Origin of the sequence: Bartonella fuyuanensis, from assembly GCF_014197255.1 — a bacterium.
Lineage (GTDB): Bacteria > Pseudomonadota > Alphaproteobacteria > Rhizobiales > Rhizobiaceae > Bartonella > Bartonella fuyuanensis.
The window spans coordinates 300,462-325,288 of the sequence record NZ_JACIFE010000001.1 but is presented as its reverse complement, the minus strand read 5'-3'; the positions used below and the strand labels follow the sequence as shown (position 1 = coordinate 325,288).

The window sequence follows — 24,827 nt, the reverse complement described above, 5'->3', positions numbered from 1 at the left end:
CTTTTGATTTTGAGGAGATTATAATATGGCACGTGTGAAAAGAGGTGTGACAGCACACGCTAAGCATAAAAAAATTCTTAAACAAGCTGAAGGCTTTTACGGTCGACGCAAAAATACCATTCGTGCTGCTAAGGCAGCAGTTGATCGTTCAAAACAGTATGCTTATCGTGATCGCAAAAATAGAAAGCGGACTTTCCGTGCTTTGTGGATTCAGAGAATTAATGCAGCTGTTCGTGCAGAAGGTTTAACTTATGGACGTTTTATTGATGGCTTATCAAAAGCTGGTATTGAAGTTGATCGTAAAGTTCTTTCAGATATAGCAATCTACGAATCGGAAGCATTTTCTGCTTTAGTTATTTCAGCAAAAAAAGCTTTAGAATATTTAAAAGATACAACGCCTAATGCTTTTGAAAGCGCTGTCAAGTAAGCCAGTCGTGTTCTCTTAAGGCATTTATTTATTCGGGTTCCCGTGCTGGCTATTGCGAGTGCGGTTTTTTTTATTAAAAATAGGCAAAAATATGAACGATATTGAGCGTCTGGAACAAGAAATTTGTTTAGCTTTAGAAGCTGCAGATGATGAACAGGCACTTGAAACAGTGCGTATTGCAGCATTAGGTAAAAAGGGCAGCATCTCTGAAAAATTAAAAGCATTAGGAAAGATGGAAGCTAGCGAGCGCCAAAAAGCTGGACCAGTTCTTAATGGGTTAAAGAATCGTATTTTAGAATTATGGGCGCAAAAGCGTGATCTTCTAAAAAGACAAGCAATGAATACGCGTCTTTCTTATGAAACAGTTGATATTACCTTACCTGTTCGCTCTTCGCCTATGGAACGTGGGCGTATTCATCCTATTTCACAAGTAATTGAAGAAATTATCGCTATTTATACAAAATTGGGTTTTTCTCTTGCAGAAGGGCCAGATATTGAAACAGATTATTATAATTTTACGGCTTTGAATTTTCCTGAAGGGCATCCAGCACGTGAAATGCATGATACCTTCTTTTTTGATGTTGATAGAATAGGAGAACGCAAATTATTGCGAACCCATACATCACCCGTGCAAATTCGCACGCTAGAAAAACAAAAAACACCGATACGGATCATTATTCCTGGAAAAACTTACCGCATGGACTCGGATGCAACACATTCACCCATGTTTCATCAGGTTGAAGGCCTTGTCATTGATAAAAGCTCCACTATTGCCCATATGATGTGGCTGCATGAAACTTTTTGTAAAGAATTTTTTGAAGTTCCCTCTGTAAAAATGCGTTTTCGTCCTTCTTTTTTCCCTTTTACCGAACCATCCATGGAGGTGGATATTCAATGTGATCGTTCTGGTTCAGAAATAAAGTTTGGCGAAGGACAAGATTGGTTAGAAATTTTAGGATGCGGAATGGTGCATCCTCATGTGTTAAAAAATGTTGGTTTAGATCCCAATGAATATCAAGGCTTTGCATGGGGGATGGGTATTGATCGCATTACTATGTTGAAATACGGTATGCCTGATTTACGGGCTTTTTTTGATGCTGATCTGCGTTGGTTAGATCATTATGGCTTTCATTGCTTTGATATGCCTGTTTTTTTTTCTAATAGAAATGTGTGATCTTATCATTGCTTTCATGTAAGGTTTTAAAATGAAATTTACTTTGTCATGGTTAAAAGATCATTTAGAGACAGATGCGCCTTTGGGTGAAATTTGTGAGAAATTAACAGCTATCGGTCTTGAGGTTGATCATGTTGATGATCGCTCTTCTTTAAAAAATTTTGTGATAGCAAAAGTTTTAACAGCAATAAAACATCCTGATGCAGATAAATTACAGATTTTATCAGTGGATACGGGAACTGCGACACCTGTTCAAGTTGTCTGTGGAGCGCCAAATGCACGTGCTGGACTTGTTGGTGTCCTTGCGCAACCAGGGACCTATGTTCCAGGACTCGGTGTGACATTATCTGTAGGAAAAATTCGCGGCGTTGAAAGTTTTGGAATGATGTGTTCACAAGCTGAGCTTGAATTATCAAATGAGCATGATGGCCTTATCGAACTTCCAGAAGACAGTCCTATTGGAGTTTCATTTGCAGCTTATGCTGGTCTAGATGATCCAATCATTGATATTGGTTTGACCCCCAACCGTTCTGACTGCACAGGTGTTCGTGGTATTGCACGTGATCTTGCTGCCACTGGAATCGGACAATTAAAAGAATTATCTTTACCAAAATTTAAAGCGTCCTTTGACACACCTCTCAACGTTTCATTAGATTTTCCGCAAGCTGCATCATTATGTTTAGGTTTTGCTTGGCGTGAGGTGTGTAATGTTCAAAATGGTTCATCACCGCAATGGATGCAACAGCGTTTAAATGCAATCGGTTTGAGACCTATTAATGCGCTAGTTGATATGACCAATTACATCAGTTTTGATCTTGGCCGTCCACTTCATGTTTTTGATGCTGATAAGATTAAAGGGAATTTGTATGTTCGTTGTGCTCATGAAGGAGAACAACTTCAAGCACTTAATGGAAAAACTTATCATTTGAGCACTCAAGATTGTGTCATTGCAGATGAAGAAGGTATTGTCTCGATTGCTGGTATCATGGGCGGTGTAAGAACGAGTTGTGATGAAGCAACACGACGTGTTATTATTGAATCAGCACTTTGGGAAGCGCAACGCATCGCACAAACAGGGCGAACATTAGGTCTTATCAGCGATGCACGTTATCGGTTTGAACGAGGTGTTGATCCAGCTTTTATTGAAACAGGACTTGATATTGCGACAGAATTGGTCTTACGTCTTTGTAACGGTGAAGTATCTAAGGCAAAAATTGTTGGTTATCAGCGACAAGAAACCAAACAAATTGCTTTTCCTTTTTCTGAAATTAAACGTTTGACACATTTGGAAATAGAGCCTGTAAAAGCCATCTCTATTTTAACAAAACTTGGATTTTGCGTTGAGGAAAAGGGAGATGTCGTTACAGTAAAAGTACCATCATGGCGCCCTGATATTATGGGTAAAGCCGATCTGGTGGAAGAAGTCATGAGGATTTATGGGTTAGATAAAATTAAACCTATTCCTTTGGAAAACTTCGCAGAAGAAAAAAATCAAGTTTTAACATGCGCGCAAATTCGTTTACGTACTGCCCGTTTGGCTTTAGCACATCGCGGCATGAAAGAAGCGGTCACATGGTCTTTTATTTCTGAAAATCAGGCTCTTGCTTTTGGGGGAGGTCAAGCAGAGCTTAAATTGGTTAATCCTATTGCCGCTGATATGTCAGTGATGCGCCCTTCTCTTTTACCTGGTTTGCTTATGGCAGCGCAGAGAAATGCTGATCGTGGCTTTTCTAATCTTGCTTTGTTTGAAGTTTCCAGCATTTATGAAGGCGATACCCCTGATAAACAACGGCGTGTTGTGAGTGGAATTCGCCGTGGCACAGAGAAATTTGAAGGTGCCGGGCGTTTTTGGAATGGAAATGCAACCGTAGTTGATGTTTTTGATGCCAAAGCAGATGCTTTAGCAGTTTTAGAAGCATGCGATATAAATGTTGGAAAATTACAGATTGAAGTTGGAGCGCCCAATTGGTATCATCCAGGTCGTTCAGGAATCATAAAACTTGGCTCAAAGATTATTCTTGGTTTTTTTGGTGTTTTTCATCCAACAACCTTAGAAAAATTAGATATCAGTGGTCCCTTATGTGGTTTTGAAATTTTTCTAGATGAAATTCCAAAATCAAAGAAAAAAACAACGAAAAGCCGTCCTCCTTTGAAATTATCGCCTTTTCAAATAGTGCGGCGTGATTTTGCATTTATCGTTGATAAAACGATTGCTTCCTCTCTTATTATTCGCGCTGCTGAGGAAGCTGATAAAAAACTTATTCGTTACGTGCAAGTTTTTGATCTTTTTGAAGATCAAAGCTTTGGTAAAGATAAAAAATCTGTTACCATTGAGATTGTTATTCAACCAATTGAACGCACTTTGATAGATAAGGACCTAGAGGAAATTGCTGCAAAAGTAATAGAAAACGTTACCAAAATGACAGGCGCTTATCTTCGCCGTTGAGTATTTTCGGATTACTTTTCTAAAGATAGAAACACTTTTGAATGCTTCTTTATTTTTAAAAACTTGAAATCTGTAGAATTGTTTTGAAAAAAACTTTTACTACAATAGATTGATTTATAATAATAATTTTTCATATTAAATAAAATCTTTAATATTATAAAACTTATTATTCTAAATTGTTTTTGAATGAATCAAAATCTTTTATTTTCGTACCTTAAAGTGGAATGGTTGTGTAGAAACCATAAAAAAGTAAGCATGCCCCCTTATACAAGCTCTCAAATGCCAAAACCTATCGTCAATATAAAGAATTAATCATGCAACATTGATATTGAAAAAATAAATAATAGTACTGCATTTTGTAAAATCAATGATGATGCTCAGTGGATCTCATCCCCTTTGGAGTATGCGCTTGACAGGTATTGCTATGAGATAAGATGTTTCGTTAAAATAGGTGCATAAATAACATGATAAGCCCTTATTTTGAGCATTCTATCGTTTGTGAGGAATGTGATCTTCTCATTACTCAATAAAACGATACATTATCCTTAGAAATTAACATGTTATCATTGATGATTAGATGTTAATTAATCAGCAACAAAAAAGACACAAGCTTTATGAGACAAAAAGTGCCATAAAACATAAGGTTTCCAAAAAAGAACGAGAAAAATAACTCAGCTTTTTATAAAATACTTTGCAAAATAACAAAGTAATTTTTCTTTAAAATTATCTACTTTTTTCAAGGTGAATTTTCAAGGCGAGAAAGAATTATTTAAAAAGGGCTTGAAAAGTTAATTTTTATAAAAATCCTTCATTGCAAATGCAAAAGATAACTGTTATTGCTAAATGATAATGCAAACCATTCGCAATAAAACAAGAGAAACTTAATGAATATAAAAAAATTTTTTACTCTGATTCTGGGAAGTTTTATTTTTCTTACACCCAATTTAGCGGTATGCGCTGGTAAATTTAAAGCTGTCACGACATTTACCATTATTGCTGATATAGCGCGAAATGTAGCTGGTGATGCTGCTGATGTTGAATCAATCACAAAACCAGGTGCTGAAATTCACGAATATCAACCTACCCCTCGCGATCTTATGCGTGCGCAAGATGCAAATCTTATCTTATGGAATGGATTAGAGTTAGAGCTTTGGTTTGAAAAGTTTTTTCAAAATATTAAGGATGTTCCAAGTGTTGTTGTTTCAGAAGGTGTTGTACCAATTATAATTGGTGAAGGGCCCTTTAGTGGTAAGCCAAATCCTCATGCTTGGATGTCACCGACTTCTGCTCTGATTTACGTCGATAACATTCGTGATGCTTTTGTAAAGTACGATCCTAAGCATGCTGCTATTTATAAAAAAAATGCCGAAATTTATAAGCAGAAGATTCGCGCCACCATTGATCCAATTAGAGCTGAATTGTCAGCTGTTCCTCAAGATAAACGTTGGCTTGTAACCAGTGAGGGTGCATTTAGCTATTTAGCACGTGATTTTTATCTAAAAGAACTTTATTTATGGCCCATTAATGCAGATCAGCAAGGAACACCTCAGCAAGTTAAACATGTTATTGATATGGTTCGAAAATACAATATTCATGCAGTTTTTTCTGAGAGCACAATTTCTCCAGCACCTGCTAAACAAGTGGCAAAAGAAACAGGAGCTAAATACGGTGGTGTTCTTTATGTTGATTCTCTAAGTGAAAAAAATGGGGAGGTACCCACTTATATTGACTTACTACGTGTCACGAGTGGTCGCATTAGCAAATCCTTATTAGAGGGAGTAAAACACCAATGACGAAATATGGAATATTTGCCCAAGGGGTAACAGTAACTTATGGTAATGGACATACAGCTTTACGTGAAGTAAATTTTGAAAGTCCAGAAGGTTCTATTACAGCATTGGTTGGGGTTAATGGATCCGGTAAATCAACATTATTTAAAGCAATTATGGGATTTGTACGCCCCTCAAAGGGAAAAATTCGCATATTTGGTTTGCCCATTGATATAGCTTTGAAAAAAAACCTTATTGCTTATGTTCCTCAAAGTGAAGATGTTGATTGGAATTTTCCTGTCCTAGTTGAAGATGTTGTCTTGATGGGACGTTATGGCCATATGAATTTCTTTCGTTATGCACGAACGCAGGATCATGAAGCCGTTCGTGTTGCCTTAGAACGCGTGGATATGTTGCCTTTTGCCAAGCGCCAAATTGGCGAACTTTCTGGTGGGCAAAAAAAGCGCGTTTTTCTAGCGCGTGCTCTAGCACAGAAAGCAAAAGCTATTTTATTAGATGAGCCGTTTACAGGAGTTGATGTTACAACAGAAGATAAAATCATTACTCTGTTGCAAGATCTTCGTAAAGAAGGGGCAGTAATCTTGGTCTCTACACACAATTTAGGTTCTGTCCCGGAATTTTGTGATCATACAGTTTTAATAAAAGAAACCGTTTTAGCTTCTGGGGTAACAGAAAAAATCTTTACAAAGGAAAATTTGGAGAAAACTTTTGGAGGTTCGTTGCACCACCATATTTTTGACCTTCAAGGCACGAAAAAAAATGATGTTTTCATGAAAAGAAAACAGTCTGCAATTTGTAAAAATGTCGAAAGAGTGGAGCACGTTGCATGATTTCTTGGTTGCTTGAACCACTAAGCTATCAATATATAGTGAATGCAATGTGGGTTTCTGGGTTAGTTGGATGTGTTTGTGCCTTTCTTTCAACTTTTTTGATGTTAAAAGGTTGGTCATTGATTGGTGACGCGTTATCCCATTCGATTGTTCCTGGTGTAGCAGGAGCTTACCTTTTAGGATTACCTTTTTCACTTGGCGCTTTTTTTTCTGGTGGTCTTGCTGCAGCAGCAATGCTGTTTTTGAATCAGCGAACAAAACTGAAAGAAGATACTGTTATTGGTCTCATTTTTTCTTCCTTTTTTGCTTTTGGATTATTTCTCAAATCATTAAAACCAATGGCTGTTAATATTGATACGATTGTTTTAGGAAATATTTTAGCCGTTAGTTCATCAGATATTATACAATTGGCTTTGATTGTTTTTGTTTCTTTATTTATATTGCTTTTGAAATGGAAAGATCTTTTTGTTTCTTTATTTGATGAAACACACGCGCGTGCCATTGGATTAAACGTAAAGTTTTTAAAGATTCTCTTTTTCACACTGCTTGCTGCTTGTACTGTTGCTGCCATGCAAACAGTTGGAGCATTTTTGGTTATTTGTTTGGTTGTGACGCCTGGGGCAACCGCTTATCTTTTAAGTGATCGTTTTATAAATATCTTGATTACTGCAGTTATTATTGGGACACTCACAAGCATATTAGGTGTCTATGTGAGTTATTTTTTGAATGCACAAACAGGGGGGGTTATCGTACTTTTTCAAGCATTCTTATTTATGTTAGCTTTTATTTTTGCTCCTAAACACGGATATATTGCTGCGCGTTTGCGTATAAATGCAGCAAAAAAGATGTAGTATGACCATGATTGATCAATTACTGTTCCCTTTTCAATTTTCTTTTATGTTGAAAGGTATGCTTATTGTCACGATCCTTTCTATTCCAATGGCAATGCTTTCTTGTTTTCTTATTTTGAAAGGATGGGCATTATTAGGCGATGCCATTTCCCATGCAGTTTTTCCAGGTGTTGTTGTTGGTTATATGACAACACCGTGGGTGATAGCTTTTTTAGCTTCTTTGCCATTTGCTTGGTTCCAGCATATGCGCCCAGAGAATATTACTATCACTTTAATTACTTGTGGTGCTTTTATTGCGGGTATAATTTGTACACTTATAACAGGTTTTTTGGGAAGCAATAGTCGTATCAAACAGGATACAGTGATGGGTATTGTTTTTTCATCGATGTTTGGTTTAGGACTCGTTTTGGCAACATCTATCTATAGTAGCCTAGATTTAAATCATATTCTATTCGGTAATCTGTTAGGCGTTAATTGGCTTGATATTACGCAGACAGCGATCATTTCTGCCATTGTTACTTTTACTTTAGGAGCAAAATGGCGCGATTTTATGCTGTACATTTTTGATTCAGTACAAGGTTGTGCAATGGGATTGCGAATATCATTGCTCCACTATACCCTTCTCACGATGATTTCTCTTACAATTGTTGCAGCTTTGAAAGCTGTTGGAATCGTGCTTGTTATTTCTTTACTGATAGCACCAGGAGCAATTGCCTATCTTGTTACGAAACGGTTTTCTTTTATGTTAATGATTGCGATATTTGTTGCAGCTTTTTCTGGTTTTTTAGGGATTTATCTTAGCTTATTTATCGGTTCTGATTCTGCTTCCACAAGCGTATTAATCTTGACGTTGATTTTTATTGTCATTTTCATGATGACTTTTTTTCGTCGAAACATAATTCAAGAAAATTGACGGTGATAAAATTCATGCATATCAGCCATGCATTTTTATATATTGTTTCTCATGATAATTTTAATTACAGGTTGAGTCGCTAGGTTGTTTTTCCTCCTAATGTCTAGCAAGTGAATGCAGTGCATATTCTCCCCCCCCCCCAACACTGCATTCTTAATTAAGAGGCTGCATTGATTTATTTTGCAGCCTTTTTATTTTTTACTTTTCTAAAATCTCTTCTTATTTCTTGAAATCATTTAAAATAATTATCATATGATAAAGCTATTTAGTATCTTAAAGGAACTTATGGCAGTAAAAGCACTTACACATAGAAATGGTGGAAAAGGGAAATGATGAAGAGAAATTATCCACTCAGACAGATATAATTTTTTGCGAAAAATTTTGCGTAGAGGAAAATAATACGAGAGAATGAAGAAATATTTCAAGATATCAAATCCTTTGCGACTCTGCTATTATATAGCAGGTTGGGCAATGCTTATATTAGGTATTATCGGTGTGGTATTACCTATTATGCCGACTGTTCCTTTTTTGTGGGTTGCCTCATGGTGTTTTACGCGTTCTTCTCCACGTTTTCATCAGTGGTTGAATAATCATCGTATTTTTGGTCCCCCTCTTAAACAATGGGAAGAAAGAAGAGCTATCTCTCCATTTATTAAAATTTTTGCAGTAATGAGTATGATAGGAGGAGGATTATCCTTTTTCATAATGTTACACCCGCCTTTATGGATTTCTTTATTCGTTGCTGTTATATTATTGTTAATTGCTAGTTATATTGTGACACGTCCATCTTCATAATGACATAAAAGATTTTATGAGATGCTCTTTTTAACTTTGCTTATTTGTTAGAATGATGAAAGAAACTTTTCCCTCAAGTTTTAGATATAATTTTCCCACATTCAAAATGCATATGAAATAATAAACTTTTTAAAAGCAATTGATTAATGATATATTTATGAAATAATTTTTATGAACAAAGAAAATTATGCACAAAACCTTTAAAATTCAAAAAGTTGATTTGTAAACAATGATAATAAAATATTTAAGCTTCCTTAGCTTAAACTTCCTTGGTACATTAAGTTTTTAAATGCATCATATATATTTTTAAGTTTTGCTTATTGAGTCTTATGTCAGTAAACCGCATGTGTGGAAAGCCAAATGGAATCCGCTTAATGGGAAGTTGAACTATTTACAGACCCGAAAGGGTTGTTAAGAATCTTGGTCCTTAGGGTGGGAAAAGAATTAATCTTATAAATAATATGATGAGCCAATATATCCGTTTAAAAAGCTGACAACTACATCTTGATAGGTCTAGCAACACGCTTTTTATTACCAAAAAAATTGAGATAACGTTGTACTTCTTTTGAATCGCCGATCGTTTTCTCAGGATTATCTGAAAGTTTTACGGCTGGCCGCCCATTGGCAGAGGTCACCTTACAAACAAGGGAGAGAGAATCAAGGGTGGCGATTTCTTGAGGGGCACAGCCTGTAAAGTCATTGGTAAGATCAGTGCCCCATCCAAAACTCATGCGCACTTTCCCATGGAAATGATGATAAGTTTTTTCAATCGTATCAACATCAAGTGCATCAGAAAAAATTAAGAGTTTTTCGCGCGGATCTTTCCCTTTTTCTTTCCACCATTGAATAATACGTTCTCCACCTACAATAGGGGGTGCACTATCCGGTCTAAAACCCGTCCAATCCGCTACCCAATCTGGAGCATCACATAAAAATGCCTCTGTACCGAAGGTATCAGGTAAAACAATCAGAAGATTTCCACCATAATAACGGTTCCAATCTTGCAAAACTTGATATGGAGCTCTGCGTAATTCATCATCATTGTTGCTGAGAGCAGCAATAACCATAGGCAATTCATGCGCATTGGTTCCAAGAGCTTCTAAATCTGTATCCATAGCGAGAAGAACATTAGAAGTTCCCGTAAAAGAATTCCCAATGCCTTCTTTTAATGCCTCAACACACCAGCGTTGCCATAAAAAAGAATGGCGACGCCTTGTACCAAAGTCGGATATTTTAATATCAGGCAATTTTTTAAGGCGTTCAACTTTACTCCACATTTTTGCCTTAGCACGTGCATAAAGTACATCAAGAGCAAAGCGATCCAGTTTTTTCATAGCAGCACGTGATCGTAATTCACTGACAATAGCAAGAGCCGGAATTTCCCACATAGAACTATGAGCCCACGAACCATGAAAATATAGAATATATTGGCCATCTTTTCGGGTTAATTCATATTCTGGTAGTTGAAAATTCTCAAGCCACTGAAGAAAATCTGGTTCAAAAATTTGTTTGCGTCCATAAAATGTATTACCAGCAAGCCAGATCATTTCCTTTTTCGTAAAGCGCAAACTAAGAGCATGGTCAAGTTGAGCTCGCAATTCATCTTCATTAATATCGTCGGCAAGACGTATTGTTTTAGAGCGATTTATGAGGGAAAAAGTAACATTGACATTGGGATAAAGCCCCCAAATCATCTGCACCATAAGAAGTTTATAAAAATCTGTATCAAGAAGTGAACGAATAATGGGATCAAGTTTCCAGGTATGATTGTAAACACGTCTCGCAATGTCTGGATGATTCATAATCCTCTTTCTTTCGGTTTCATAGAATTTAAAGTTATTGTGCTCCAACAAGATCCATATAGGAATGAAAAAAAACTATAACAACTCTAAGATTTTGGGCAAGAATAAAAAAGCCTTTTAGCTTTTCTGTTTTGAGGATTTAAGTGTGCGGATGATTTCATGTTTTCCGGTTTTTTCTAACTTTATTCCTGTTTGAACATGAGCATATTCTTTTCCATTAACGCTGAGTGTATTTTCAGATCCCCATTTCACTTTAAGAATATAAATAGCCTCATAAAATTTCATTCTTGCTTCATATCCGGGCCAGAAAGAAGGTAAATGTGGATGTAAAAATAAAAAATCACCTTGACGATGAATACCAAGAATTGCTTTTGTTGCAGCATGATAAAACCATCCGGCTGAGCCTGTATACCATGTCCAACCGCCTTGACCACATCGTGGTTCAACAGTGTAGACATCCGCAGCCATCACATAAGGTTCAACACGATAGGTTTCAGGATTTTGTCCATGATTAATAGGGTTAATCATGGAAAATAAATGATAGGCTTTATCGCTTTCATCTATTTGTGCAAGCGCTAAAATGCTCCAAATAGCACCATGGGTGTATTGTCCACCATTTTCTCGAATACCAGGGGGATAACCTTTTATATAACCGGGTTCAAGAGTTGTTTTATCAAAAGGAGGCCAGAAAAGACGTAAAAGTTTTCTTTTTTCATCATAGAGATGCTCAAGCATTGAGGCCATAGCCTGTTTTTGGCGCTCAAGTGGTGCCATTTGAGAAATGACAGCCCATGATTGAGCAATAGTATCAATTTGGCATTCATCATTGCTTTTAGAGCCAAGAGGTGTTCCATCATCAAAATAACCACGTCGATACCAAGCGCCATCCCAACCATTTTCCTCTAAGGATTTTTTCAAGCGTTCAAGGTACATACTCCATATTTGCATATGGCTGTTGTCACCACGTTTTTGGGCCAAAGGAATAAATGCTTGTAGTGTATACCCAAGAAACCATCCTAACCAAATACTTTCGCCTTTTCCTTGGCTACCTACCAAATTCATGCCATCATTCCAATCACCACCCAAAATAAGAGGAAGACCGTGGGGACCACAGCGTTTAATAGCAAGATCTAGAGCTAAAGCACAATGTTCATAAACTGTTGCAACCTTTGAAGATTGAGTAGGTTGAAAATAAACATCCTGTTGTCCACTTTTGAGAACATCGTCTTCAATAAAAGGAATGAGCGTATCAAGAAAAGTGTCATCGCCCATAGTATTAACATAAAGAGCTGTTGCATATGCAAGCCAAACGATATCATCAGAAATGTATGTGCGAACACCAGCATTTGTGTCAGGCAACCACCAATGTTGCACATCTCCTTCAAGAAATTGGTGCGCTGCAGCATTTAACAATTGTTCATGGGCTAATTGTGGTTTCAGCAATAACAAAGATAAACTATCTTGTAACTGGTCACGGAAACCAAATGCTCCACTTGCTTGATAAAAGGCAGCGCGCGCCATGATGCGGCATGCATAGATTTGATAGGGAAGCCAATGGTTAACCATAATATCGAAAGAGGGATCTGGTGTTTTTACTTGAAGCGGTGAAACAAAATCACTCCAATATTGTTTTTGTTGTGTGAGTAAAGTTTCAAAATCATTTTCACGGACTTGATTGAGTAATTTTTCAGCTTCTTTTCTATTTTCAGCGCTGCCAAGATAGAAAATGATTTCTTTTGTTTGTCCTGGAAGAAGCTCAATATCATAAGCAAATGCCGAACAAGGATCACATCCTGCTTCAACTGTATTCGAAAGAGCACCAGCTTTACGGATCGCATTTGGATGTGTTACAGTTCCGGTTACACCGATAAATTCTGTGCGATTGGTTGTAGTGCTGGATGGCATTTCGGAAGCTGATAAAAATGTGACTTGTTGAGATTTTTCTATATGATAGGGATTTTGAATAAAATGTGCACCCCATCTAGCCTCATAAGAGGAAATAATAAAGGGAGCATATTTTGTACGAACATTTCCCAAAACCCATTCAACATAATTATAAAGACGTAAACTACGTGATTTTTTTCCTTTATTTGTAAGGATAAGACGGGAAAAGCGAATAGGTTTTTCAAGATCAAGCGTGTGAGTAAGTTCTAATGCAATTTCTGAATGGGTTGATTTAAAAGTTGAGAATCCAAAACCATGACAAGCCTCATAAACAATATTTTCATCACATTCAACAGCAGAAACTGGTGAAAAACATTTTAAAGACTGATGATCAACCAGATAAAGTGCTTCCCCTGGTCGGTTAGACGTCGGATCATTCGTCCAAGGAGTTAATTGATAATCACGACTATTGTTAACCCACGTAAAAATGGCACCTTCAGCAGAAACATGAAACCCAAACCGAGAATTAGCAATGACATTAATCCACGGATGTGGTGTGGCGGTGTGTCCACGAAGACGTATTACATAATGATTATGCTGATTAAAACCACCATAACCATTCCAATGCCTTAAATCTTCTCTATATGTAGGAAAAGAAGATAGTTTTTGTTGGCTAGAAAAATCAACGGCAGTAAAAAGATTCTGTTTAATTCGTGTTGCAATGTGCCTTCCTTGGTTATATTTTAGCGAGTTTGATTTATCAATTGTGAGATCAAAATCATTTTCATCAAGTCGTTTAAGTTGTTCAGATAAAGAGCCATTTTGGGCATCAAGGATGATGCGCGCTGATGCAAGAAGCGTTTTAAAACTCTGTTCGCTCATTTGATCACGCCGAAGTGTGAAAATATGTTGGCGTTTATCTGCCTCTTGCGTATGATGACGATAAGATTCACAAACCCATTCAAGAACGCGTTGTGTATTTTGTATATAAGAAAATGCTTGTTCATTGAGAATGACCAAATCAACAATGAGTCCTCGCATACGCCAATATTCATGTGCTTTGAGGAGCTCACGCAAGACAGTTATATTTCCTTCACTATTTAATCTAAGAAGACAGATAGGATTGTCACCTGAGATAGACATGGGCCAAAGATCAGACTGTTTTCCAAGCGTTTTTGCTAATAGTTCAGAAGGAAGACGCCATTTTCGTTCGGGATAGATAAGCGGTGTTGCATATTTTTGATAGACAACAGCTTCTTTAAGCTGGGTTCCACGCTGATAGAGGGCGACTTGGGAGTGCATCCATGCCCTTGAAAGTTCTTTTTGAAACATATCATGTTGTCGATAATGTTTAATATGATTATGTAGCGCTTCTTTTGTATGGGCAGCAAAAGTCCAAAAAATAAGTTCTGATTTTCCATTGGCTGGTATTTTTATCCGGCATCGCAATGACATAATAGGATCAAGAACACAACCTTGACTGTTACTGAAATGAGTATTTTTGTCAAATGCAGCGGGACGATGAATGGATCTCCCCCGTCCAATAAACAACGAGCGATCCGTTTCAGCTTCTGTCTTTTGGAGGATATCTGTTGTACTAGAAACAAAATGGGTAATATAGATTTCAGGATCGCTAGGTGAGAATTTGCGCCTTTTGGCAAAAATTGTTTTGCCTTCCTCAGCAATTTCTGTCTCTATAAACATCCGGGAAAAAATAGGATGAGCACAATCTATGTCCATTGTTGCAAGCGCTAATTCACCATAAGAAGTAACTTCAATAAGACAATCTTTATTTGTCATATTCAGTAGTTGAATACGTCTACCTTCGCCATCTCCTTCAGACGCAATAAGACATTCAAGTGTTGATTTTATACCATTAACTATTTTTGTATATTCAGCCTTTTCATCTGTAAAAATGCTGACAGCTTTTTCTTCAATAATACGTGTTGGTTCACCCGTAACAGACCACCATCGTCCACTATGCGTATCGCGTAGAAAGAATAAAGTACCTTGTTGATCTTCTGTTGCATCAGGAATAAATCGCGTAATCGCATAATCATGCCAACGGCTATAACCAGAACCATTAGCTGTTAACATGATAGAATAAAAGCCTTTTGATAAAAGCAAAGTTGCTCGTGGTTTGAGTAATGGGTTTGTAATAATACGCAAAGGGGCAGCATCAAATGCTTGAGATGTATTGCGCATACGACTAACGGCTTTGGTATGAAGTAGAGGAATGAAATGTGGTGCTCGCTCCTGTAAGAGAAATTGAGTCGCTTCAATAACGGGATTACGATGAAAACGATCACGCATTCGCCCTTGAAAAATAACATTATTAAGAGCAAGAATAGACATGCCATGATGGTGTGCATAATAATTACGCACAATAGCGTATTTTTCCCCTGTCTTCACGCGTGAAGGGGTAAAATCAACAGCATCATAATAACCGTATGTTCCTAAAGCTCCAAGATCACGTAATCGTTTTAAATTGGCGACAGCGCAAGCAGGTATATATTGTGCCGCTAGGATGCTAGCATAGGGAGCAATGACAGCATTACGTGAGAGACCACGTTGAAGTCCGAGATTTGGAATACCAAAATGAGCGTATTGGTAATTCATTAAATGATCGCGAGCGTTAAATGCAGCCTCTGAAATCCCCCATGGCAATTTCCGTTTATGAGCATATTGTATTTGACAACGAATAATTAATCGATTTGTTTGATCTAGTAGCGATCCTAACGGTTCATGCATCACAAGAGATGGCATAAGGTATTCGAACATGGAACCAGACCATGATAGGAGCGCACTTTTCCAACCTATAGGTACGAGGAGTCGACCAAGATGAAACCAATGTTTAAGTTTTATATCTCCTTTGGCAATGGCAAAAAAGCTTGCAAGACGTGCTTCAGAAGCAAGGAGATCATAACAATTTTCATCAAGCTTATTTTCTTGCACACGATATCCAATGGATAAGAGGTGCCGTTTAGGTTGTTCTAAAAAGTCAAATTTCATGTCAAAGGCTATTTGCCGTGCCATTATAGCTAACTTGTTTAGTTTCTTGCATAATTTTTCAGTATCATAATTATCAGTAGCATCATGATGATGAGCATTGCAGGTTTCTACAAGGCATTTAGCCCAAGAGAGTGCACGAGCAGATTCTATCGTTTGAATTTTTTGGTCGAGTTCATCGATTAAGTGCACAATATCATGAGCTGTAAGTGAAAGAGCCGTAATGTGAGAAGCGGTCGTATTGCCATACTCTACGAAAGTACGGACAGAATGATAAAAATGCGTAATATTTTCTTCAACTCTTTTGCGTAAGGGACGTAAACTGGATTGATGATTTGGAACTTCTTTGACGGTTTCTTCAAGAATAGAATGAACATCCGATAAACCTTCTCGATCACTTTGAAAAAAAATATGAGGTTTTTCAGCCCATTCACTTAAAGCAGAAGAGAGTGTTATCAAATGACCAGCAAGATTTCCTGAATCAACAGTTGATACATAAGTAGGCAAAAGAGGTCTGAGTGTATCTGTTTCATACCAATTATAGAGATGACCACGGAACTTTTCCATTTTTGCAAGAGAGCGCAACGTACATTCAATACGCGTGATGGTCTCTTCAAAACCAATCCAGCCAAAATCACGTGCAGCAATAATAGAAAGGAGATAAACCCCGATATTCGTTGGAGATGTACGTTGGGCAACAAGAGGTTCGGGATCTTCTTGAAAATTATCGGGAGGCAAATAGTTGTTTTGTGCATTGACAAAAGTTGCATAATAAAGCCATGTTCGTCGTGCAATAGAGCGGAGTTTTTTTTCATCCTTTAAAGAAAGATTAAGACTATCTTGAAATGTTGAAGGTTGACTCACCAACCAAGCAATGAAGGGTGAAAAAAACCATGCCAACCCAAAAGGCAAAGCAATCAAGTTTGCAAAGATATCAGCAAAGAAAGGTAGTGTTATAACAAGAGCACCAATAAGTGATGCCGGTGCCATTGTAAAAATATAGAAACGCAAACTATTAGGCATTGATTTTGTTGCGGTAGAGGTTGTCCATTCAAGAAGGTGCTGTTTTGAAATCATCACACGATAGAGTGTACGAATAATCGCATCGGTCATAAAATACGCCGAATGAGCGAGAAATGTCGTTTTAAGAAATATATCAGCGCCTGTAAGAACAGTTTTGTTCCAAATTAATTGAAAATGTCCACCCAAAGCATGATCTGTATTAGATGAGACAAGCGTTTTTAATACACATAAAATGGGTGAAATGAAGACGCTAAACAACAAGAATATTTGCCAAACAATTGCACTCTTTAATGGTAAAAAAGTCCATCCTGCAAATGCCGCAATTAACCACATAAGAGGAGTGAGAGAACGACGTAAATTATCATGCATTTTCCAACGCGTCACAGAGCTTATTTGACGAGAGAAAAAAAGATAAGGTAAAAGTTGCCAATCACCGCGAATCCAACGATGATAACGCATAACATCAATATTATAAGCTGTCGGATAATCTTCAATGACTGCTATGCTACTTACCAGAGCAGTACGAGCATATCCTCCTTCTAAGAGATCATGACTGAGAACAGTATTTTCTTTAATTCTGCCGTGAAGTGCTTGTTCAAATGCATCAATATTATAAAGGCCTTTACCGATAAAGGTACCTTCTCCTAATAGATCTTGATAAGTATCAGAAACAGCAAAAACATAAGGATCAAGACCACGGCTAGTAGAAAAAACCCGTTGGAGAATTGATGTTTTTTTTCCTGTTGTAAGAGAAGGAATAATGCGCGGTTGCAAAATGCTATAACCTTTTACAACCTTTCTACTTTGCGCATCGAAAAGAGGATGATTAAGGGGATGATTAAGCTTTCCAACAAGTTTTGTGACACTTTCAGAAGTAAGACGTGTATCGGAATCCAATGTCATAACAAAACGACAATCCACAGGAAGACGTGGATCGGGAGGATAGAAGCTCGTATTTTTATTGCCTCTTAAGAGCTGATTGAGTTCATGAAGTTTGCCGCGCTTTCGTTCCCACCCCATCCAACATTTTTCGCTTGGATTATAAAGGCGTCGGCGATGTAAAAGGAAAAAAAGAGGAATATCTTCACGATGATAACGATTATTAAGTTTATCAATATTCTTTTGTGCATAGTGCAACAAATCAAAATCATCTTGCGTTTCTCTTAATGGAGCATCCACCCAATCTGTAATAAGTGCAAAATGAATAGCTCCTTTAGGATTGGAAAGATAGTGCACTTCAAGAGTATGCACTTGCTCATCAATATCATCGTATGATGTCATCAAAGTAGGCACAACAACGATTGTACGTGCATGTTTGGGAATACCTTCTTTATATTCATAACCAATGAGTTGCTTTGATGGGACAAACCACGAAACAACAGTATTAAAGAAGGAAAAAGCAGCATCCATAGCAGGAAAAATTGCCAATGCAGTAAAAAAAAGAGACATCCATGATGTTATGCCAGATATTTGTAAAAAGGTGTAAATTACAAGCAAAAGAGCAAGCGTTAGAAAAGAAACCGGAATGACGATGACTCGCAATTTTAAGCAACAGAAAGCATGTGCCCATTTTATGAAAAAGGGAGGGCTATATCCACAAGCCTTTTCAAAAGCGCTACGACCGTCATCAACAAGATACCACCCCACACAGGAACAATGTGGCATATCTTCAGAAGTGGAATTTGCCATTTCTATGACTTTATGTGCAATTTCCAGCTCACTAAGAGATGAAAAGCGTGCAACTTTTTCAATGACTTGTCGATAAATCGTGCGTGAGTGAGAATCAATTTCAGAAAAATCACTATTTTTACGCAAAATAGAATCAACACAACTCACCGTTTCAAACCATACTGTCCAATCAACATCATCTATAGCTTTAAGAGCACGGATAATATTGCCCATAGTTACACCATCTGCAGCTTGTCGGGTATGTTCATCGGCTGTTGCAATCTCTAAGCTGCTGTCTTGGCTTTCCAATTGCTTTTCAAGCCAAGCTAATGCTACAGTTGAATCAATAGATGCACTGCGCAGACGATAGAATAAATACGCTGAAAAGGTTGGATCAGCAGTAAGTGGTTTATACTGCGCAAAAATAGAATGTAGTTTTGTTTTATTTTCTACACAAGAAATTCTATTGGCTACTTGGCCAGCAAGATGGCGCATATGTCGCACTTTTTCAATACGTACTGAAAGACGACGCACATTTTCAATTAACAGCATTTGCATAACAGAAGGAAGGGCCCACAATTCACCAATTGTGAGCGCACAAGCTTCTTGAAATCCATTGATCATAGCAGTGAGTGTCTCTTGTGAAAAGCTGCTATCGGTATGCGCAATATAAAGCCAAGTTAAAGCAAAAATTCGTGGTATTTCTGCTTTTTGTGTAAAAAGAGGAAGTTTCTTTATGAAGGACTTGGATAAGTTACAACGTAGCTGTCTTACGGCTTTATCAATGGTGTAATGATTATCAAGAAGCCATTGAGCCGACGGCGCTATAGTCTCATCATTTCGGGCAGCAAAATCACTGGCATGAAACGCATGAAGAATAAGTTTAGCATTTTCATTCAATCTCCTGCGAAAATCTTCTATTCTTTCATATTCAGGAAGTAAAATCTCTTTACCAGAAGCCAAATCATATCCTAAGCTATAAAGGTCTTCCTGTACTTTATAAATTGCACGAAGAGGAAAATCCGTATTAATAAAATAGTCTTTTTCCTCTTTGTACGAAAAAAACTGCTTGATGAAAGGTATTATGCCCGCCATACTGTTCCATTATTATTCAATTACATAGTTTTTTATTTAAATTGTAAACATTTTATCTGAATAATGAGCCGTTGATAGCTAAAAAACAAACTTTTTGTTTTTATTTGCAATTTTTTGACGTAATAATTAAAAAAACGAGCAAACAATTTCTTAAAAAATAAAAAGGTCACTCCTAAAACGAATGACCTTAATAACAACATCAACGTTTATGATTAATCTTGTTCTTGTTTTTTCAAAGCTGCACCAAGAATATCACCAAGAGAAGCACCTGAATCTGTAGAACCATATTGCGCAACAGCTTCTTTTTCCTCTGCAATTTCTAAAGCTTTGATCGATACTGAAATTTTACGTGTTTTTTTATCAAATGCTGTAATACGAGCATCAACCTTTTGCCCAATTGCAAAACGTTCAGGGCGTTGCTCATCACGATCACGCGCTAAGTCAACACGGCGAATGGTTGTCTCAAGACTGTGGTCAATCAATTTCACATCAATATCATTGTCGTTAACAGCAGTAACTTCACATGTTACAACAGCACCTTTTCGCAATTCACCAGAAGCCGCTGCTTCTCCAACTTTGTCATTAGAAAGCTGCTTAATTCCAAGAGAGATACGCTCTTTTTCGATGTCAACATCAAGTACCACAGCTTTAACGATATCGCCTTTATTGTAAGTATCAATAACTTGTTCACCAGGGCGGTTCCAATCAAGATCAGATAGATGAACCATACCATCAACATCGCCTTCAAGCCCAATAAATAGACCAAATTCTGTTTTATTTTTAACCTCTCCTTCAATTTGCGAATTGATAGGAAATTTATTGGCAAAAGCTTCCCATGGATTTTCAAATGTTTGCTTTAAGCCAAGAGAAATACGTCGTTTAGAAGGATCAATTTCAAGAACAACCACTTCTACTTCCTGTGATGTGGACAGAATTTTTCCAGGATGAACATTTTTCTTTGTCCAGCTCATTTCAGAAATATGGATCAGCCCTTCAATTCCTGGTTCAATTTCAACAAAACCACCGTAATCAGTAATGTTGGTAACAGTACCCGTAATTTTTTTACCAATTGGATATCGTAAACTAATACTTTCCCAAGGGTCACTTTCAAGCTGTTTCATGCCAAGAGAAATACGGTGTGTATCTTGATTGATACGAATAATCTGAACTTTAATCGTTTGACCAATTGTGAGAACCTCAGATGGGTGGTTAACACGCCGCCATGCTATATCTGTAACGTGTAAGAGACCGTCAATCCCTCCGAGATCAACAAAAGCACCATAATCTGTGATATTTTTCACCACACCTTCAACGATTTGGTTTTCTTCAAGATTTTGTACGATTTCTGAACGTTGCTCGGCACGACTTTCTTCTAAGACGGTGCGACGTGAGACTACGATATTGCCACGACGTCGATCCATCTTCAAAATTTCAAAAGACTGTGAATTATGCATGAGAGGTGAAACATCACGAATGGGACGAATATCAACTTGGCTGCGAGGCAAAAAAGCAACGGCACCATCAAGATCAACTGTAAAACCACCTTTTACTTGGCTAAAAATAACGCCATCAACACGTACACCAGCATTGAATTTTTCCTCCAAACGGATCCAACTTTCTTCACGCCGTGCTTTTTCACGCGATAAAACAGCTTCACCCATCGCATTTTCAATGCGTTCAATGAAAACTTCAACTTCATCGCCAACTTGCAAAGAACCATCCTTTGCTTTAGCTCCAAATTCTTTGAGAGGAATACGTCCTTCGACTTTAAGCCCAGCATCAATAATGGCCATATCTTTTTCGATTGCAATAATACGACCTTTAACAACAGATCCTTCATTTAGATCATTGATTCGAAAAGATTCTGTTAAAAGGGCTTCAAAATCCGCTGTTGTAGGATTGTACTGTGACATAAGAACTCCTAATAGACACCTTTATCATAAGGTATGAGCGCTAGGTTAGTGTTAACATAAGCAACCTCCTGCCTTTTTCCTTGAACACAGGAAAATAAAGTTAGCGCTAGGCTGGAAATTACCTTAACAAATTTATCCAATTATATGCACTTTTATGATCGGATCAATAAAAGTGCGTGCAATTGCAAATGTTGCTTCTATACTCAATTCTGATGTATCAAGCAAGTGGGCATTTTTTGCTGGTTTTAGGGGGCTTTGTTTGCGCATTATATCGCGACTGTCTCGCTGTTCAAGTTGAGCTAGGATTTCATGATAATTTGCCTGAACACCTTTTTTTAAAATCTCCTGGTAGCGACGTTTGGCGCGTATTTGAATATTGGCTAGAATATAAAACTTGATATCGGCATCAGGGCAAACGACAGTACCAATATCCCGTCCATCAAGAACGCTTCCAGGTAAAGTTTTAGCAAAATCTCGCTGTCTATCGATAAGAATTTTTCGTACACTAGGGTTAAGCGCTATTTTTGAAGCCGCCTCACCAAGTTCATGAGAAGAGAGAAAAGCAGGATTCAAAGTATCCAAATCAAGTTCTTTAGCATAAATAATAGCATTATTCTCATCATTAAGAGCCAAATTTTGTTTTAAAAGCGCATGAGCAACCCCACGATAAGTGAGACCAGTATCGAGATAATGAAGATGATAATGTGCAGCAATTTTGCGTGCTAAGGTTCCTTTGCCTGAAGCTGCAGGCCCATCAATTGCAATAATAAAAGGCTTCAAGCGATTTTTCCCCCAAGTTGTTTTATAAAAGGAATAAATTCTGGAAAGCTCGTAGCAATCATTCGTTTATCATCAATGGTAACAGATTTTTCTGAGGCAAGTCCAAAAATGAGAAAACACATAGCAATTCGATGATCAAGATATGTAGAGACATGCCCACCACCCAATCCCTTGGCAGAACCCTTCCCATAAACAACGAGAAAATCTTGACCTTCTTCACAGTCTACGCAATTAATTTTTAAGCCTTTAGCAACAGCAGACAATCGATCTGATTCTTTAACACGCAATTCTCCAATGCCTAGCATGACTGTTTTGCCTTCTGCAAAAGCTGCTGCGACTGCTAAAGCAGGATATTCATCAATCATCGACGGAACACGTTCCTTGGGCACAGTGACACCTTTAAGGATTGATGATTTTATCCGTAAATCAGCAACATCTTCTCCACCTGTCTGGCGTTGGTTTAAAAATTCAATTTGAGCACCCATCTCCCACAATATTTCTATAAGTCCTATTCGAGAGTTATTTATTAGAACATTTTCAATGGTAATATCAGAGTTTTCAACAAGAAGAGCTGCTATAATTAGAAAAGCAGCAGAAGAAGGATCGCCCGGAATATGGATCGTTTGTCCAGTAAGATGGGAATGACCATAAAGATGAATCAAACGCGCACCTTCTTTATCTCTTTCTATTTCAAGTTTAGCACCAAATGCTTTCAACATTTTTTCTGTATGATCTCGTGTAAAAACAGGTTCAATAACAGTTGTAATGCCGGCAGTATTGAGTCCAGCTAACAGGATAGCTGATTTAATTTGGGACGAAGCTATTGGAACACGGTAGCGAATTGGGTTAGCCATTTTCGGACCATAAAGCGTTAAAGGAAGATAATCGCCATGTGTTGCTTCAATTTCAACCCCCATAAGACGCAGAGGATCAAGGATACGTCTCATAGGACGTTTGGCAAGAGAAGCATCACCGATAAAGGTTGTTTTCATATGATAGGGGCCAACCATGCCCATAACCAAACGAGCACCTGTTCCAGCGTTTCCAAAGTCTAAAGGTTTTTGCGCAGCTAAGAGGCAACCATTCCCTGTTCCTCGGATGATCCAAAAGTTATCCTTTTTAATAATACAAGCACCCATAGCTTGCATAGCAGCAGCTGTATTGTATACATCAGCGCTTTCAAGTAATCCGTGGATATATGTCTCACCATTCGCTAATCCCCCTAATATAAGAGAGCGATGAGAGATTGACTTATCGCCAGATATTTGAATTTTTCCAGAGAGATTACTCGATTTATAAGCAGTTATAGGGATTGCTTTTTGCATGAAAATTCTATCTAATTTTTATAAATTATGCATCCTTTAGCACATACTTTAAAGAACGTCATGAAAAAATCTATGTGGAACTGTGGATTTATCTTTGACAAAAGCATTATTTTTCGATTAAGCACCATGGAATTTATCTTTTAATGGAATAATAGTTAATCAAAGAGGCGCGATTTATGGCAAAACAAGAACTTGGAACTAAACGTGTTGATCCAGAAACAGGAAAAAAATTTTACGATCTAAATCGCGATCCTATTGTGTCACCTTATACAGGAATTTCTTATCCGCGTTCTTATTTTGAGGTTGCCGCAGCTGAAGCAAATAATGAAGAAGAAGTTGACACTGAAGAGCTTGATACAGCACTTGAAAAGTCTGCTTTTATGCTGCTTGAAGAAGATGATGAGGATTCTAAAGGGGATGATCTTCCTGATTTGGACGATAGTGATGTAGATCTCAGTGATGATGATGATACATTTTTATCTCATGATGATGACGATGAGGAGGATGACGTTACTGATATTCTCGGAGGAGGTGTTACTAATGATGACGATATTTAAGAAAAGTATAAAGAAGGCATCTTTTCCATTGAATGCAAATTCTTCTTGACCTCCAATTTTTCTCGCTTTAAACAAAGCTGAAATTGTAGACTATCCTTTTAGCGAAATTTGTTTTATAGGGGCTATAGCTCAGCTGGGAGAGCGCTTGCATGGCATGCAAGAGGTCAGCGGTTCGATCCCGCTTAGCTCCACCAAAAGGATCAGCTATCCTATCAAGATAATCAATTATAACAGAGAATGTGTGCATCAGTTAAAAGATTTATATGCTTTGGTATCTCTATCTTAACAGCGCTTTCCTTGTATTTTAATGCTATCATAATATATTCTTAACCGTTTATTGGCTTGTAAAATTGCACCATTATAGCAGTAAAATAGGTAATTTTTTATGCTTGCACAAAAATAAAAAATGAATTGTTTAACTTTCACCTTGTTTTAAGAATAAAATTTGAATGCCACTTCACTACAACATTTCCCAAAAATCATAAGATGTTGATCGTAGATATCCTTTCCAACAGGATTAAATACTTAAACAGAGATTTGGAAAT

At 37.4% G+C, this 24,827-nt stretch carries 14 protein-coding genes and 1 tRNA gene; 10 read left to right on the top strand and 5 right to left on the bottom strand.

The genetic code is table 11. The annotated features are described in order from the left end of the window. Positions 1-25 precede the first annotated feature (25 nt). The 8 genes from rplT to GGR08_RS01155 all read left to right on the top strand — a co-directional run bounded on the left by rplT (position 26) and on the right by GGR08_RS01155 (position 9,226). Entirely contained in the window at positions 26-427 is a 402-nt protein-coding gene (rplT, locus tag GGR08_RS01190) for a 50S ribosomal protein L20 (RefSeq protein ID WP_183193589.1), read from the top strand. Between the two features lie 91 nt (positions 428-518). Beyond that, entirely contained in the window at positions 519-1,601 is a 1,083-nt protein-coding gene (gene pheS, locus GGR08_RS01185) for a phenylalanine--tRNA ligase subunit alpha (RefSeq protein WP_183193588.1), read from the top strand. Positions 1,602-1,632: 31 nt separating this feature from the next. Beyond that, on the top strand, positions 1,633-4,047 hold the full coding sequence (gene pheT / locus GGR08_RS01180) for a phenylalanine--tRNA ligase subunit beta (RefSeq protein ID WP_183193587.1): 2,415 nt from the start codon (positions 1,633-1,635) through the stop codon (positions 4,045-4,047). An 884-nt stretch (positions 4,048-4,931) separates the two neighbouring features. Then, the gene (locus GGR08_RS01175; RefSeq protein WP_183193586.1) at positions 4,932-5,840 is read left to right on the top strand and encodes a metal ABC transporter substrate-binding protein; all 909 of its coding nucleotides are present in this window, start codon (positions 4,932-4,934) and stop codon (positions 5,838-5,840) included. After that, positions 5,837-6,667 carry a manganese/iron ABC transporter ATP-binding protein gene (locus GGR08_RS01170; RefSeq protein ID WP_183193585.1) on the top strand — a complete coding sequence of 277 codons (831 nt, stop codon included), beginning with the start codon at positions 5,837-5,839 and terminating at the stop codon, positions 6,665-6,667. Before GGR08_RS01175 ends, GGR08_RS01170 begins: the two co-directional genes overlap by 4 nt. Then, positions 6,664-7,518, top strand: coding sequence for a metal ABC transporter permease (locus tag GGR08_RS01165; RefSeq protein ID WP_183193584.1), 855 nt, complete (start codon positions 6,664-6,666; stop codon positions 7,516-7,518). The genes GGR08_RS01170 and GGR08_RS01165 overlap by 4 nt, the downstream gene beginning before the upstream one ends. Positions 7,519-7,525: 7 nt before the next feature. Then, complete coding sequence (locus tag GGR08_RS01160; protein WP_183193643.1) at positions 7,526-8,431, top strand: metal ABC transporter permease; 906 nt, start codon at positions 7,526-7,528, stop codon at positions 8,429-8,431. Between the two features lie 408 nt (positions 8,432-8,839). Next, positions 8,840-9,226, top strand: a complete 387-nt coding sequence (locus tag GGR08_RS01155) for a YbaN family protein (RefSeq protein WP_183193583.1) — start codon at positions 8,840-8,842, stop codon at positions 9,224-9,226. A 497-nt stretch (positions 9,227-9,723) separates the two neighbouring features. Here the strand turns inward: GGR08_RS01155 and pncB are convergent, their stop codons facing one another. The 5 genes from pncB to aroA form a co-directional block, all read right to left on the bottom strand. After that, positions 9,724-11,028, bottom strand: coding sequence for a nicotinate phosphoribosyltransferase (pncB, locus tag GGR08_RS01150; RefSeq protein ID WP_183193582.1), 1,305 nt, complete (start codon positions 11,026-11,028; stop codon positions 9,724-9,726). A gap of 117 nt (positions 11,029-11,145) precedes the next feature. Then, a complete protein-coding gene (locus tag GGR08_RS01145; protein WP_183193581.1) occupies positions 11,146-19,707 on the bottom strand; it encodes a glycoside hydrolase family 94 protein in 8,562 nt (2,853 codons plus the stop codon). Positions 19,708-19,919: 212 nt separating this feature from the next. Next, complete coding sequence (gene rpsA, locus GGR08_RS01140) at positions 19,920-21,620, bottom strand: 30S ribosomal protein S1 (protein ID WP_183193580.1); 1,701 nt, start codon at positions 21,618-21,620, stop codon at positions 19,920-19,922. Positions 21,621-21,752: 132 nt separating this feature from the next. Next, positions 21,753-22,400: a (d)CMP kinase gene (cmk, locus tag GGR08_RS01135; RefSeq protein ID WP_183193579.1), complete on the bottom strand. Its 648-nt coding sequence runs from the start codon at positions 22,398-22,400 to the stop codon at positions 21,753-21,755. Beyond that, positions 22,397-23,725 carry a 3-phosphoshikimate 1-carboxyvinyltransferase gene (gene aroA / locus GGR08_RS01130; protein WP_183193578.1) on the bottom strand — a complete coding sequence of 443 codons (1,329 nt, stop codon included), beginning with the start codon at positions 23,723-23,725 and terminating at the stop codon, positions 22,397-22,399. Before aroA ends, cmk begins: the two co-directional genes overlap by 4 nt. A 176-nt stretch (positions 23,726-23,901) precedes the next feature. Here aroA and GGR08_RS01125 point away from each other — a divergent pair, with 176 nt between their 5' ends. Together GGR08_RS01125 and GGR08_RS01120 are read left to right on the top strand one after the other, a co-directional pair. Next, on the top strand, positions 23,902-24,282 hold the full coding sequence (locus GGR08_RS01125) for a TIGR02300 family protein (RefSeq protein ID WP_183193577.1): 381 nt from the start codon (positions 23,902-23,904) through the stop codon (positions 24,280-24,282). Between the two features lie 118 nt (positions 24,283-24,400). Then, positions 24,401-24,476: transfer RNA gene (locus GGR08_RS01120), tRNA-Ala, on the top strand. The last annotated feature ends 351 nt before the right edge of the window (positions 24,477-24,827 follow it).

What these genes read in the sequence shown, in the direction of transcription:
- pncB (WP_183193582.1), bottom strand. Translation starts at nt 11,028, where the DNA reads ATGAATCATCCAGACATTGCGAGACGTGTTTACAATCATACCTGGAAA.
- GGR08_RS01125 (WP_183193577.1), top strand. Translation starts at nt 23,902, where the DNA reads ATGGCAAAACAAGAACTTGGAACTAAACGTGTTGATCCAGAAACAGGA.
- GGR08_RS01175 (WP_183193586.1), top strand. Translation starts at nt 4,932, where the DNA reads ATGAATATAAAAAAATTTTTTACTCTGATTCTGGGAAGTTTTATTTTT.
- rpsA (WP_183193580.1), bottom strand. Translation starts at nt 21,620, where the DNA reads ATGTCACAGTACAATCCTACAACAGCGGATTTTGAAGCCCTTTTAACA.
- GGR08_RS01170 (WP_183193585.1), top strand. Translation starts at nt 5,837, where the DNA reads ATGACGAAATATGGAATATTTGCCCAAGGGGTAACAGTAACTTATGGT.
- pheT (WP_183193587.1), top strand. Translation starts at nt 1,633, where the DNA reads ATGAAATTTACTTTGTCATGGTTAAAAGATCATTTAGAGACAGATGCG.
- GGR08_RS01145 (WP_183193581.1), bottom strand. Translation starts at nt 19,707, where the DNA reads ATGGCGGGCATAATACCTTTCATCAAGCAGTTTTTTTCGTACAAAGAG.
- aroA (WP_183193578.1), bottom strand. Translation starts at nt 23,725, where the DNA reads ATGCAAAAAGCAATCCCTATAACTGCTTATAAATCGAGTAATCTCTCT.
- GGR08_RS01165 (WP_183193584.1), top strand. Translation starts at nt 6,664, where the DNA reads ATGATTTCTTGGTTGCTTGAACCACTAAGCTATCAATATATAGTGAAT.
- rplT (WP_183193589.1), top strand. Translation starts at nt 26, where the DNA reads ATGGCACGTGTGAAAAGAGGTGTGACAGCACACGCTAAGCATAAAAAA.
- GGR08_RS01155 (WP_183193583.1), top strand. Translation starts at nt 8,840, where the DNA reads ATGAAGAAATATTTCAAGATATCAAATCCTTTGCGACTCTGCTATTAT.
- pheS (WP_183193588.1), top strand. Translation starts at nt 519, where the DNA reads ATGAACGATATTGAGCGTCTGGAACAAGAAATTTGTTTAGCTTTAGAA.
- GGR08_RS01160 (WP_183193643.1), top strand. Translation starts at nt 7,526, where the DNA reads ATGATTGATCAATTACTGTTCCCTTTTCAATTTTCTTTTATGTTGAAA.